11 protein-coding genes and 1 pseudogene are annotated in these 13,715 nt (G+C 47.1%); 6 read left to right on the top strand and 6 right to left on the bottom strand.

All coding sequences use genetic code 11. The annotated features are described in order from the left end of the window. Window positions 1-2 precede the first annotated feature (2 nt). The 3 genes from panD to KVT34_RS10615 all read right to left on the bottom strand — a co-directional run bounded on the left by panD (window position 3) and on the right by KVT34_RS10615 (window position 2,793). Entirely contained in the window at window positions 3-386 is a 384-nt protein-coding gene (gene panD / locus KVT34_RS10605) for an aspartate 1-decarboxylase (RefSeq protein WP_042226385.1), read from the bottom strand. A 1,140-nt stretch (window positions 387-1,526) separates the two neighbouring features. Then, complete coding sequence (locus KVT34_RS31775) at window positions 1,527-2,102, bottom strand: glycosyltransferase family 2 protein (RefSeq protein ID WP_254634767.1); 576 nt, start codon at window positions 2,100-2,102, stop codon at window positions 1,527-1,529. 262 nt (window positions 2,103-2,364) lie between these two features. Next, entirely contained in the window at window positions 2,365-2,793 is a 429-nt protein-coding gene (locus tag KVT34_RS10615) for a MarR family winged helix-turn-helix transcriptional regulator (RefSeq protein ID WP_217558586.1), read from the bottom strand. A 162-nt stretch (window positions 2,794-2,955) separates the two neighbouring features. Between KVT34_RS10615 and KVT34_RS10620 the strand changes: the two genes are divergently transcribed. Continuing rightward, window positions 2,956-4,266 carry an amidohydrolase family protein gene (locus tag KVT34_RS10620; protein WP_217558587.1) on the top strand — a complete coding sequence of 437 codons (1,311 nt, stop codon included), beginning with the start codon at window positions 2,956-2,958 and terminating at the stop codon, window positions 4,264-4,266. A 111-nt stretch (window positions 4,267-4,377) separates the two neighbouring features. Here the strand turns inward: KVT34_RS10620 and KVT34_RS10625 are convergent, their stop codons facing one another. After that, window positions 4,378-5,253 (bottom strand): LysR family transcriptional regulator, encoded by an 876-nt coding sequence (locus KVT34_RS10625; RefSeq protein WP_217558589.1) that lies wholly within the window; start codon window positions 5,251-5,253, stop codon window positions 4,378-4,380. A gap of 126 nt (window positions 5,254-5,379) precedes the next feature. Here KVT34_RS10625 and KVT34_RS10630 point away from each other — a divergent pair, with 126 nt between their 5' ends. Together KVT34_RS10630 and KVT34_RS10635 are read left to right on the top strand one after the other, a co-directional pair. Then, window positions 5,380-6,270: an NAD(P)-dependent oxidoreductase gene (locus tag KVT34_RS10630; RefSeq protein WP_217558590.1), complete on the top strand. Its 891-nt coding sequence runs from the start codon at window positions 5,380-5,382 to the stop codon at window positions 6,268-6,270. A gap of 259 nt (window positions 6,271-6,529) precedes the next feature. Continuing rightward, on the top strand, window positions 6,530-6,904 hold the full coding sequence (locus KVT34_RS10635) for a hypothetical protein (RefSeq protein ID WP_217558591.1): 375 nt from the start codon (window positions 6,530-6,532) through the stop codon (window positions 6,902-6,904). A gap of 70 nt (window positions 6,905-6,974) precedes the next feature. Here KVT34_RS10635 and KVT34_RS10640 read toward each other — a convergent pair whose 3' ends face one another. Continuing rightward, window positions 6,975-8,906, bottom strand: a complete 1,932-nt coding sequence (locus KVT34_RS10640) for a fructose-1,6-bisphosphatase (protein ID WP_217558592.1) — start codon at window positions 8,904-8,906, stop codon at window positions 6,975-6,977. A 162-nt stretch (window positions 8,907-9,068) separates the two neighbouring features. Next, complete coding sequence (locus KVT34_RS10645; RefSeq protein ID WP_217558593.1) at window positions 9,069-9,572, bottom strand: DUF421 domain-containing protein; 504 nt, start codon at window positions 9,570-9,572, stop codon at window positions 9,069-9,071. A 163-nt stretch (window positions 9,573-9,735) separates the two neighbouring features. On the opposite strand from KVT34_RS10645, the pseudogene KVT34_RS10650 reads away from it, so the two are divergent. From KVT34_RS10650 to KVT34_RS10660, 3 genes and pseudogenes are all read left to right on the top strand, one after another. Continuing rightward, a pseudogene (locus KVT34_RS10650) lies at window positions 9,736-11,040 on the top strand (erythromycin esterase family protein). Between the two features lie 228 nt (window positions 11,041-11,268). Beyond that, complete coding sequence (locus KVT34_RS10655; protein WP_217558594.1) at window positions 11,269-11,898, top strand: TetR/AcrR family transcriptional regulator; 630 nt, start codon at window positions 11,269-11,271, stop codon at window positions 11,896-11,898. Window positions 11,899-12,267: 369 nt separating this feature from the next. Continuing rightward, window positions 12,268-13,614 carry a glycoside hydrolase family 64 protein gene (locus KVT34_RS10660; RefSeq protein ID WP_217558596.1) on the top strand — a complete coding sequence of 449 codons (1,347 nt, stop codon included), beginning with the start codon at window positions 12,268-12,270 and terminating at the stop codon, window positions 13,612-13,614. Window positions 13,615-13,715: the final 101 nt, after the last annotated feature.

Below are 13,715 nucleotides of genomic sequence, written 5' to 3' on the forward strand. Positions count from 1 at the left end.
TATCACACCGTGGTGGAATGCAGTTCTTGATAATCCTCCGTTACGATGCGATTATGATCGTCCATTATGACGACATGCGGACGATACGTGCGGGCTACCGATTCCTCCATCATCGCGTAAGAAATAATAATGACGCGGTCGCCCGGCTGCACCAGTCTGGCAGCGGCGCCGTTCAAGCAAACCACACCCGAACCTCTAGGTCCGGTTATGACATACGTCTCCAGCCTGGCTCCGTTATTTATATTGACCACTTGTACTTTTTCGTTCTCCAGGATGTTCGATGCATCCAAAATATCCTGATCGATTGTGATGCTTCCTACGTAATTCAAATTGGCCTCTGTTACGACAGCCCGGTGGATTTTGGACTTATGCATCTCTCTAAACATGAGTACACTCTCCTTATGGAGTAGTTTGGAAAAATTAAAACGTACTAATTTCTACAACGAACGTTGTTGTCCGGCTATTCTTTTACGGAAATGCAGAGCGTAAACACACTTACACGAATTTCTCTGTCATAACGAAAAAGAACGGGCCGCAGTAATTCAGCCGTTATAAAAAACAAAATCTGCGGCAAACGGGTGCCGATGTGGCTGTCATACGGAGTAAGCAAGCTCATGCGTATGCGTGGAAAAGCTGAATGAGGAACTTCGTTCGATAGCGAGGAGTCATGTTGACCGGCAAGCGGTTCTTCCTATGCGGGATCTTGTTGTTTGCGTACGCCCATGCGTTGGATGAGGTCATGCTTGGTAAGCAGGTTACGCGATTGTGGGGTCTAGATGTTTGAAAATTCAGACAAAAAAGAAAACGTGGTTTGTACATCGCAGCTGCTCATGTTACAAACAGTGAAAGCTGCAAAGGAGAGGAAAAAAAGATGTCATGTAACCGGGTGTAGCGGCAATAGTTTAAAGCATTGAAGCAAAATTTACTTTTTTTTCTTGTAACCTACCCTTATCGTAGTTCTAAATGTTTACTTTCGATAGGGTAATAATCTTCCAATAGAGGGGGAAATTCTTTTATTTATTAACTTATTTTGGTTAATTCTACCAGATATTAAGAGCTTTTTTCAAAAAAACATTTCCACTCTTGCTTGAAAATAACAGCTTAACAAACAAAAACAGATTAAAAATCGTAACTTTGTAACGAAGGGATTGGCGGCAATAACGGAGGGCTTTTTTGCGGTCATAACGATTCAAATAGCTGAGCGTATAATATTTGCTCGCGATGCCGATGTCAATGTAAGAGAGTTGTTTCGCTTTATTGCGGACGGAATCGGACTGAGCGACCAAATCCCGGATGTGCTCGCGCACCTTGATAGATTTGAAGCTAAGTCCCTCGATTTTTTTATACAATTCCTCGTTGAGATGAATCGTATCGGGATCAAGCTGCCAGCGGTCGCAGAAAAAGTAGAGGCTGTCGGGAGACTCCCGGTAGACGGAATGAGGTTTGGTTTGCAGCGCAATTCTGTAGTTGTCGAAAAAGCGGACCAGATAGGTCGTATCCTCTCCCAGGTAAAAATGTTCGTTGATCTAGCCGACTTCGTCAAGGAGCTCCCGGCGGAATATCATCGTGTTCAGTTGAAAAAAATTGCGCGTATGCGACAAGAACGCCTCGAACAAACCTTCTTCGAAAACAATCGTTTCTCCGTCATTCCATGTTTCGAACGTTGTTCGCATCGAATGCAGCAAATCCCGCTCAACCTTATTATCGAAGTTGCAGGAAATAATATCCCCATGCCGTTCTACCCATAGCGCAAAGCTGATATCCGCTTCCGTTAGCGCATGCGTCTTCATGCTGTCGGTCAAATGGCACGGGTACCATTCGTCATCGGAATCCAGAAACGCCAAATATTCGCCTTGCGCCGCCAGCATCCCCGTGTTTCGCGCGCCGCCCGGTCCTTTTTCCCGTCCATTGCACACATAGCGGATTCGCACATCTTTGCGCGTCCACTCGCGGATCGTCTCTTCCGTATGATCCATGCTTCGGTCATCAACAACGATCAGTTCCCAGTTGGCGTAAGACTGCCGCAAGATGGACTCAATCGCGCCGGAAATGATCTGCGCCCGATTATACGTTGGCATCACAATGCTTATCAACGGCTCCATTCGCTTCACTCCAATCGTCACAAAATAGCTGCTTTAAATCATCGTCAGTGTAAAGGTGTAAGCGGGAAGCCGTCAAGTCCGAACAGCGCGCGGCTGATTAAGCACGTCATGCTTATGAGTTAAAAACGTCCCTGTTCCAGTACGGTTATGCCGGCTTACTTGCAACCTTCCCGCAACGCAAAAGGCGCTCCGCTTCATTTACGCGGAGCGCCACAGTTCGCATAGGAAGATGTCTCCATAATTACACAAGGGAACCGTCTTCTTATATGCGCTCATTGATTTTGATCAACAATTTCTTTAAGACTTGCTTCTCCTCGTCGGTAAGGACTTGAACGATTTCTTTCTCCACCTTTTGGAAAGAGTCTTGAAAGTCTTTAATCAGTTCAATCGCTTTTGGCAGTACATATATATTTTTTTGCCGTTCATTATTGGCCGGGATTTTACGCTCGATGAACCCTTTTTGCTCCAGACCTTGAAGCATGCTTGTAATGCTGGCCCCACGCAGATGAAACCGATCCGCAAGGTCCTTTTGAATAAGATGTTTATCTTGGTTCTCGTAAATATAGTCGATTACTTTTCCTTGTTGAGCGTTCAATCCCAGCACTTTTATACTCTCGTCGGCTCTTTTCTTTAACTTAAGACCGATAATCTGAAACAAATCCAGATAAGGCGTATCCTTTCGGGATTGCATGACCGTTCCCCCTCCCCTGTAATTGTTAGAAAACTAATTGTAAGCATTTAAACTATACAGGGATCCTATAAGCATGTCAAATGAATATTAGTTTGTTGACAGTTAGAAAACTAACAGATATACTCCGAATTGTTGATAGATAAACACCTGGGAGGAATTCAAATGGAGAATGTAACTCAAAATGCCGCGTTAGAACAAGTTACGGCGATTACAAATGTACGGATCTTTGACGGAGAGCAAATTATTGCGCCCAGACATATTGTCATTAAAGGGAAGTCCATTATTTCAGTGGGCGGAGATCTTCCGGCCGATGCAGCGATTATCGATGGTGAAAATGCGACTCTACTGCCTGGTCTGATTGATGCACATGTCCACACCTCAATCGGCGGATTACGAGATGCCTTAAAATTCGGCGTTACAACCGAACTCGAAATGAACGGCGATTTTACTAAAAGAGGGCGCGAGATTCAGTTGAAAAATGTGAATGACGTCGCAGACGTCCGTTCTGCCGGCACAGCGATCACCGCTCCGGGCGGGCACCCGGATGAATTGCTGCCGGATGGAGATGAAATACCGGAATTCGTATTAAAAGAACTAGAGAAATTATCGGAGGAAGACCGGGAGGCGATGTTGGCCGCTTACGCTCACGATCACGAAGAAATACCACAGGTGACGACGGTGGAAGAAGCGATTAAACATGTGCATACTCAAGTGGAGAATGGAGCCGACTACATTAAGATCATGATTGAAGAAGGAACAGTCATGGGTGCACCCGGCCTGCCTGTATTAAGCGACGAGATTCTAAAAACAGCCGTGACGGAAGCCCACAAGTTCGATAAGCTGGTTATCGCCCACGTCTTGACGGCTCGTTCATCGCAAGAAGCTATCGATTTTGGAGTCGACGGTTTGGGCCACTTGTTTATCGACAGACCCGAGTACACGTCCGAGTTAGTGAAATCCATAGCGGATTCAGGCGCTTTTGTTACACCGTGCTTGGTGTTAAATTCATCGATTATTGGAAATCCGGCCTCGGAATTGGCGAATGATCCGCGTGTTCATTCCAAATTAAGTCCGGATTGGATCGATATTTTGAACTCCAGCTTCAATACGTATCCGCAAGGCAATATGGAGAACAGCTTTAAGAATGTGATGGACCTTCACCGTGCCGGAGTTGATATTCTGGTAGGGACGGATGTCGCGCCGGTTCCCGTTCCGAACCTTGGCGGCCTTGCTCATGGGGCCAGTGTCCACCACGAAATGCAGCTTCTGGTGAAGGCCGGGTTCACGCCAATCGAAGCTCTTCAGTCGGCTACTTCCAAACCGGCTCGCTGCTTCGGTCTCCACGATCGCGGCCGTATTACCGAAGGTGCACGCGCTGATCTTCTTCTCGTAAACGGTGATCCGACCACTACTATATCGGATACCTTGTCGATCAAATCCGTGTGGTTCAATGGTACGCAGCAGCTAGGGTAATTAGATTCGATCTCCCTATATAATGAAAGCTAAAACTCCGTGCCAAAGCACGGAGTTTTAGTTGATTTAATGGATTTTTTTAAGTCGATGCTCATCGCTTCCGTTCGCTATTTAACCAACCAGATCATCGGCTTTTGCCATTGACTCTCGAATCATATCGGAAAACGCTGTGAACGCTTTACTTTTAAACCGGTCTTTGCGGTGGATAAGACTTGTTTGAGTGTATCTGTATTTTTCCGGAATCGGATAGATGCCAAGATCGGCATATTCCCCCGTTAAAACCGATGCGGGCAGCAATGTGGCGGCAAGCCCGTTTTGCACAGAGCTTACAATGGTTTCAAGTGAGCTGATCTCGATCATATTCACGAGAGGTATCCCCTCATTGCGCAGCCAGTCTTCCAAAACACCTCGAAATGGACAACCTTTCGGAGAGACCGCCCATCTCGTTGTCGCCAAATCCGGATACTCGTTGCTTAGCTGGCCAGTTATTAATTTTAATTCTTCATTTTGGATGTTCTCGGCAACCAAATGAGGTGATTTCAAGTCACCGATGATGAATGCGCCATCCAATTGGTGATTTAACACCTTTGTAAAGAGGTCAGATGAATTACCGGTCCATATCGATAAGGAAACATCAGGATATCGGTTTTGATATTCAGCCAGAGAGCTCATGAAGTTACGGCAGGTCACCGTATCCACTACACCAATCGCCAAAGGGCCCGACGGATAAGATGTCTCTTGTACGGTCTTTACCGCTTCCGCGGACAAATTCACAATGGTATGCGCATATTCGCTGAAAACAATTCCTTTTTCGGTCAGTGTCACCCCTTTGGGATGTCTATGAAATAAAAGTACCCCGAGCTCCTCTTCCAGCTTGCGGATCCGTGCCGTCACATTTGACTGTACATAATCCAACCTTTTGGCTGCACCTGAAATGTTCCCTTCCTCGGCGATTGTCAGGAACACTTTTAGATCGGACAGTTCCAAGTCTTATCTCCCCATCCCCTGATATCAATATTATTGATGCATCCATTATTATCAATCATTATACTTCGACCAAATCCTGAAATACAATCATCTTATCCGATGGATGAGGAAATCCGCGGAGAGAAAATGGGTTCGAGTTCAAGGAGGAATACGATGAGTGATGTAACAATTATAGGTTTAGGACCGATGGGTTCAACGCTAGCGCGTACCCTGCTCAAGAATGGAACTCATGTTACGGTATGGAACCGGACTCGTGAAAAAGCCGAGCAGCTCATCCGAGAAGGTGCCATATTTAATCCTGAAGCTGCCGCGGCTGTGAGCGCAAGCCCAATTGTCATTGTGTGCGTTGCCAACTATGAGGCATCACGTAACATACTAGGCTCACATGAGGTTGCAAAAAATCTTGAAGGCCGGTTAGTGGTTGAGCTTAGCACAGGAACCCCACAGGATGCGAGAAACAGTGAGACGAGAGTTCGTGAACAAGGTGCGGATTATCTGGACGGTGCCATTCTGGCAACACCTGCTCAGATTGGGATGCCTGACACCCCTATTTTCCTATCCGGATCTGAAGCGGCATTTCGACGGAGTGAGCCGGTTCTTAAAATACTTGCCGGGAACCTGATCTATATGGGGGAATCCGTGGGAGCAGCATCTGCATGGGATTTAGCTACACTTGCAACGACGTTTGGCGCTATGTTCGGATTTTTCCATGGCTCGCGGATTCTTGAATCGGAGGGTTATCGCGTAGATTCCTTCGGTTCTATGATGGCCGACATTTCACCCGTTCTTGGGCAAATGATCAAATATGAAGGGGAAATCATTCAGGCAGGGGCATACGAGAACCCTCAAAGCTCTGTCAAGACCTGTATGGGCACCGCCGATTTGTGGTTAAAACAAGCTCTCGAAGCCGGTATCAATAACGAATTTCCTACATTCGCCATGGGACTATTCAACAAAGCGAAAGCCGCAGGTTATGAAAATGAAGAACTCGCCGCTGTTATGAAAGTGCTGCGGTAAGAAACCTGGCTTTTTATGCAGAACCGGGTGAACGAGAAAAACTGTAAGCTTTAGTTAACGGCTATAGACACCTGTATATGAGGTCGTGTATATTTATACATAACAGCCCAGTAAATCCCAATTATTCTACTATTGGGAGGTGTTCGGCCAAGCGAAGACATTCTACTTGAGATCGATTCAAAAACGTAAAAGACCATCCGCCTCGATCAAAGAAAGTGCTTGTCAAGTTCATTCTATGAAAAAAGGAGCTTGAGATGGTATGAAAAGAAAAATCACGTCTATCGCTTTCGTGCTTGTCCTGCTGTTCAGTTTTGCTTCCATCAGTTTCGCGGCCTCTAGCGGACCGGGTACAGGCAATAATACTTGGGCGCCGGTCCAAGCCCACGGCAATATTTATATCGAAGGCAACTTCATAAACAATGGGCAGATCAGCCTCGGGGTTAATTTTAGACTGTACCGGGTTACCCCGAACGGAGATGTGCTGGTTGGGAGTAATTGGACGAATACCATTGTGGCCGGTCAAACCGCACGTCTCAAGATTCCCTTGGCTTCGAATCAACCCGACGGACAGTATAGACTTGTCCTAGATTCGCCCGGTGATTTCACTGTCATTGCCTATCTGGGCTACAATTAAACGTTAAAACCTCCATAGCCCTTTGCTCCTTACGGCGGCGATGGAGGTTTTGTTTCTTCTAGCAGCTGTTTTATTTCATGTAGCGGTATTCCAGGAGATTCTTCAAATTGGAGATTTTCTGCTGCAGCTTCACCCCGACATTCGTTTCCCTCACCAGCTTCCGCTCCAGTTCTTTATCCACCAGTCTTTTTACTGACAATACGTCCGTTCCGTTACATAACACATCTTCTTTTGAATTAAATTTCTTATGGGCGACGAGCTGCATACCAAAGGAATTATACAACAAGGTATATCCGGCGATGCCCGTTGTGGATTGATAGGCTTTGGAAAAACCGCCGTCAATGACGACCATTTTCCCATTTGCTTTAACGGGGTTCTCTCCACGAATTTCTTTAACAGGCGTGTGGCCATTAATGATATGACCATGATCCGGATTCAAATTAAACTCCATCAGGATTTTCCGGCAGATCTCTTCATTTTCACGCAAATGGTAGTAAGGATTCTTTCTCTCCTTATGGGTTTCTTTATCTTGGATAAAATACCGTTCAAAGGTAGTCATTTTTCTCTTTCCAAAGAGGGAGGAACACTCTCCTGTCCAGATGTACCATACCATATCCGTAGCCAGATCATCCGTCTCTTCCGGGTGCGCAAAGGCGTAACGTAAATAATATTCAAAAACATCGATCAACTGACGGCCCGAATATGTCTTACCTTCAATCTGCATTTCTTCCATGTTTCCTTCTTCATCCAAAGGGATACAGCCGTGGATTAACAAATTCCCGTTGTATTTTAAATAGAAGCTGCCCTTTTTCATAAGAAAATTCATATGTCTGGCCAGCTTTTCTGAATGCTGAACGGAGAACAGCAGCTTTTCCATCACTTGCAGTTCTTCCTCCAGCAATTGTTCAGGCTGCTGTGGAATTACAGTTGCGAAACAGGTGTTTTCCAGCGGGTAAGTTTTTCCGCCGATCTTGATCTCATTTTTGTCGTAATCGATCTGCTCAAGCAAAAGCCTTTCAGACATATTAAAGTAAGGTCGTCTTTTAATAACCGGGATTTCAAGTTTAAACTGGATCATAGCAATAGCTTGATGAATTTTGGTAATCTGTAGGATTTCCGATTCCGACACGTTATGGCCTTGCTGCAGCTTCGGCCTGAAAGCAGGATTGTTATCATAGTATTTCTCCGCCAAGTTCAGCAGCGGGCGAAGATTGATTCCGTACACGTCTTCGATGATGTCAAGATTGTCGTATCTGGCGCAGATGCGGATAATATTCGCAAGGCAGACCAAGGACCCCGCATAGGCGCCTATCCACAGGACATCATGGTTCCCCCACTGGATGTCGACGGAATGGTAGTTGATCAGCTTGTCCATAATTTTATCGGGTTCCGGCCCACGGTCATAGATATCTCCGACCACATGAAGATGGTCAACCACCAGGCGCTGGATCGTATAAGCAAGACCGATAATGAGCTTGTCCGCCTGGTTCAAGGAAATAATTTGCCGATATATTTCCTCATAATAAGGATCCTTATTGTTGGTCGAATCCGTCTTGTATAGAAGCTCTTCTACAATATATACAAACTGTTCCGACAGAGCTTTACGCAATTTCGAGCGCGTATATTTGGAAGAGGCATAAGAAATGAGCTTAAGCATATGTTCAATCGTTTGTCTATACCACCGATTCAAGGCTTGTTTGTTGCACAGGTCTGCTTTAACCATCTGTATTTTTTCTTCGGGATAATAAACTAACGCCGCAAAATCATTGATTTCACTATCCGTCCAAACCTCTCGGAACAAATCTTTGATTTTCTCTTTTACGGTACCAGAGCCGTTTCTCAGTACATGCTGAAAAGCCTGGAACTCCCCATGCAAATCACTGACAAAGTGCTCCGTTCCCTTGGGGAGATTGGATATCGCTTCAAGGTTGATGATTTCTGTTACGACTTTTTCTTTCGTATCATATCTCTGGGCCAATAAATCTAGAAACTGCGCATCCAAAACAGAAGTCCTCCTTCAAGGAAATAGGCTGACGTATAGCCGGGTATACTTAGAGGTGCTGCAAGGTTTCCTCCGCCCTGCCCCCTAGTGAAAAAGCTCATCCAAAGGCCAGATCATTCGATCTGGGAATTTGTACCGACATATCGATATGTTTTCCCTAAATCAAAGACAAAGCGGAAAATACATTTGAAATAGATCCTCCAAATCACCTCTTGTCACGGGTTTAGCATCTGAAGTAAGCTCATAACCGAGTTCGCCGTTACTCTCGATCGTACCCGTTTTTACATCTTCAATACGCGATATGCCTGCCATTCGCAAGCGTTTTTCCAGATCATCAACGGAAATGCGAAGCTTGCGAAGGTTAGGAACAACTAATTTACCCTCCTGTATGACAGGTACCGATTTCCCTTTGAGGATCGTTTCCGCACGGTCCCAACGCAAAGTAATCCACTCGGTTACAACTAGAAAAGCAATGAAAGTTCCTAGCGTTAAGATCGTCTTCGGCATCCCCTTCCCGCTCACTTCAGAGCCAATGACGGCGCCTATTGTTAGCAAGATAACCAGCTGCGGTACCGACATCTGGGAGATAGATTTTCGACCGGCTATCCTTAGAAATAAGGTCGCAACACAAGCAAGAAGGATGGTATACCAGAATATCGTCCACATCTTAATTCCTCCTTTTTTTCGTTAATTCCCTTTTTCTTCAATAGAGTTCCCAACTACCTAACAAGGTATGAAAAAAAGGCCCCCTGTGCGCGAATAGTTTGCGGTTAATGATCAGATAAATCGGAAATAATTTACTCAAACCGACATCAGGAGGAACTGTCTCATGAATTCCAACGATCAACCGACCGGGCAAAATGCCTATTTGAAAGAGCTAAATGCCTTATTTCTCCCTTTTAACGAGATGGAAAACCTGGACCGGATAGTTGAAGCCATTGGAGACGCGGATATTGTGCTGCTTGGCGAAGCGAGTCATGGAACCGCGGATTTTTACCGGGTGCGGGCCGAGCTTTCGAAGAGGCTGATTACAAGCAAGGGCTTCAACATCATCGGCGTCGAAGGAGATTGGCCCGCCGCTTACCGGCTGAATCGGTATGTCAAAGGAAAGGCAGGAGCCGATTCCTCGGCGTCCGAGGCGCTCGGCGATTTTACCCGCTGGCCTACCTGGATGTGGGCGAATACGGAGATTTGCGAATTCGCGGAGTGGCTGAAGGCGCATAATGCGGCAAATCACGGTGGCGGCAGCGAGCGGCAGAAGGTCGGATTTTACGGCATAGACATGTATTCGCTGTGGGAATCGATGGAGGCCGTTATCGGCTACCTGGAAAAGACTCGGTCTCCTCAGCTTGAACAGGCCCGCCGGACCTATGCCTGTTTCGAGCCCTACAGCAGGGACCATCAGTCGTATGGAATCGCGGCAGGCTTGCTCTCGGAGAGCTGCGAGGATGAAGTAGTCGAGCTGCTGAAGCAGATGCAGAGCCGGCGCATGGCGCATCCGGGAAGCGAAGAAGAATTGAATGCGGAGGTGAATATGCTGGTCACTTCCAGCTCGGAGGCCTACTATCGGACGATGGTCCGAGGCGGACCGCAGTCCTGGAATGTGCGGGACCGGCATATGGTTGAATAGCTGAAACGAATTATGTCCTATTACGGGTCCTCCGCTAAAGCCATAGTCTGGGAGCACAATACGCATATCGGGGATGCGCGGGCGACGGATATGGCGCAAGAGGACATGGTCAACGTGGGGCAGCTGCTGCGGGAAGATCCGGAACACCGGGTGTTTGCCGTTGGCTTCGGCACCTATCAGGGCGAGGTGCTGGCCGGAAGCGCCTGGGGAGCTCCGGTGGAGAAAATGACCGTGCCGCCCGGACAACCGGGAAGCTGGGAAGATTATATGCACCGGGCCGGAGGCGGGCGGGACGGCATGGTCATACTCTCCGAGGCATCCTCTGTGCTCCAGACGGTCATTGGCCACCGTGCGATCGGCGTTGTATATGATCCGAATCATGAGCGATTCGGAAATTACGTGCCTTCGAGTATGAAGGACCGCTACGATGCGTTTGTTCATCTCGACCGGACTACGGCTCTTCACCCCCTGCCTATCCTTCGGCCAGTTGCGGAAAAAATATAATTGTCGAAGGATGACGTCTGTATGAATGTTTATTTAACATGGATGATCTGAGATAGCGGCACAGGTTCGAAAGAATGCTTAAAAGAGCGGCGATTTCTACGCAGCTCTTTTTCTTTTCTATGTTTTCCTACGTTTAGCTTACGATTCTTCATGGTTTCGGATGCTCGGACTTTACTTGTCAATAACTTCTGGATCAATTAGTATAGAATTGATGAAGGAGGTCATTTTATGCCACGAACGGGACGTCCACGCGCATTTAACCGGGATGAGGCGGTTGCTGCGGCTATGTTTTTATTTTGGGAACACGGTTTTGAATCGACTTCACTTACACAGCTCCGCGAAGCAATGGGAGGCATATCGGCGGCGAGCTTTTATGCGGCGTTCAAATCCAAGGAGGCGCTGTTTTACGAGGCGATGAACGTATATAAATCCACATATGGACAGGTTTCAGATAGTTTCCGGGATAACAGCTTGACTCCCAAAGCAGCAATCGAACAAGTGCTTCGACGAGCGGCACGAATGCAGACAGACCGTTCTCATCCTTTAGGCTGCCTACTGGTTTTGTCGGCCGTAAACTGTTCCCCTGAATTAAATCATATACAAGAGATGGTTGCCATGGAGCGCCAGAAGGTGCGAGGCTGGTTGAAAGATTGTTTATTGAGGGCAGCAGAAAATGAAGAATTGCCCCCTACTTCGGATATTTCGGTGTGGGTTTCTTTATTTGATACATTCCTCCAAGGTATATCCACACAAGCCCGGGACGGTGTTCCGTATGAAACCATTGACGCGGCCATCACTCAACTGATGCGGATATGGGATGTTGTATCGGATAAACCAGACATTGAGGGGATACAATGATTTCTGAAATTCTGCGCATTCCTGCTGATTTCGAAGTGTATCCGTCAAAAAATCCCCTCTGAGTAAAAGGCAGCCCGCCCACTCAAAGGGGAAACAATTTTGGGTGCCGAGGGCCAAAGTCGTTTCGTTCAAAAAGCCCTGCGCCTAGCTTGATACATACATGGACACCGATGCTCATCCGAAATTGTGGGCCATTTCCCGAAATTCCAATGTCTACCACATACGAGCGTTAAGGTTTATAATTTTTTTGTAAGCGCATACACTTTTAAGCTTCAGACAACCAAATACCGTCAGATCAAAGGGGGGATGCCTTTTTAAACCCGATTGCGAGCTGATTTTATCCCCATTTTCAAAGGAGGAATACGGATCATGCGAAAGGGAATGTCTTACCTGTTGATCCTGTCGTTATTTCTGACCTGTTTTTCCATCTTCGCTGCGAAAGCCGAAGCCGCGGACTATACGCGCGGCGTCGAATTATCCGGAAGCGCGGCCACCCTATGGTTTAAATCCGCCGTCAACACGAGTTGGGTCGATGTTCACTACAAAGTGAACGGCGGCGAGCAGCAAAATTTCAGAATGGCTTACAACGCCGGCAAATCCCGATATGAAAAAGCCGTCTCAAACATTTCCGCCGGCTCCGTAATTACGTATTCGTTCACTTACAATAACGGAACCCCGGCCTACGACACCGAAGTCTTTACTTACACCGCGGGTACCACACCGCCTCCCTCTTCTTCCGGCTCAATTTATGACATTCTTCCATCTTCGATTCCCTCACCGCCAAGCGGCTCCGTCTCAGTGAAGGTCATGAATGGTACCAAGGGAGCTTACTCCGACCAGCAGATCTACTGGGGCGTTATCGGCATTAATCCCGCCAACAATAAGTGGAGCTATCTGGATCTGAACGGCAATCTGATTCCCATCTCCACCGCCTTGAATGATGCGCCGGGGCATCTAACCAAAAAAGGAATCAATTACGCAAACATTTACCATAAGGTCAGCGATGCTCCCTGGGTCACCTTGCCTAAAATCACCGCGGGCCGAATGTTCCTTAGCGTCGGTACACCCCTGTACATCAAAACCTATAACGATGGATTCGCCGGTCCCGATATCAATAATCCGACCGATCCAAACCGCGATATCTATTTCGATTTCGCCGAATTCACAATTGATGCAGCCGGCTATCACGGCAATACGACACGCGTCGATGGATTCGGTTTCCCCATTCAGCATCGCCTGGTCAACAAATCCGGTTCCTTTGATCGAACCACGGGTGAGCAGGAATCCGAGACCCGAAGCGGACTCTTCACCAAATTCCAGGCTGAAGTTCCGGCCGCTTTCAAATCGCTTGCCACCGTTCAAGCGCCTTACCGCATCGTCGCGCCGATACACGGATCTTTCGCCCAGGGTGGCGCTAATGCCAACTATTTCGGCGGATACGCTCCCTACAGTACGCAGGATATTTTCCGGTGCGACGGCGCTTTAACCAATGCGGCAACTTGTGCAGCCATTAATCGTCATGTGTACACGACGAGCGACTGGAATAACGTGTCGAATTACTATAAAGCCGCGCCGGCCAATTATTACGCAAAATTTTGGCACGATCACAGCATTAACCGGTTGGCCTACGGGTTTCCGTATGACGATGTCAACGGTCAATCCTCTTATCTTGAAGTTGGCGATCCGAAAGGCTTGATTATCCGTGTCGGCTGGTAAATATTGAGTTGACAATGCTCAAAATATGTTTTTAACACTGTACCGAAACGGAATCTCGTACCTATAACCTATTTGGGATGATGTGGACTTTTCTGGAGGGT

It is taken from the genome of Paenibacillus sp. GbtcB18 (genome assembly GCF_019091125.1).
GTDB classification, from domain to species: domain Bacteria; phylum Bacillota; class Bacilli; order Paenibacillales; family NBRC-103111; genus Paenibacillus_F; species Paenibacillus_F chitinolyticus.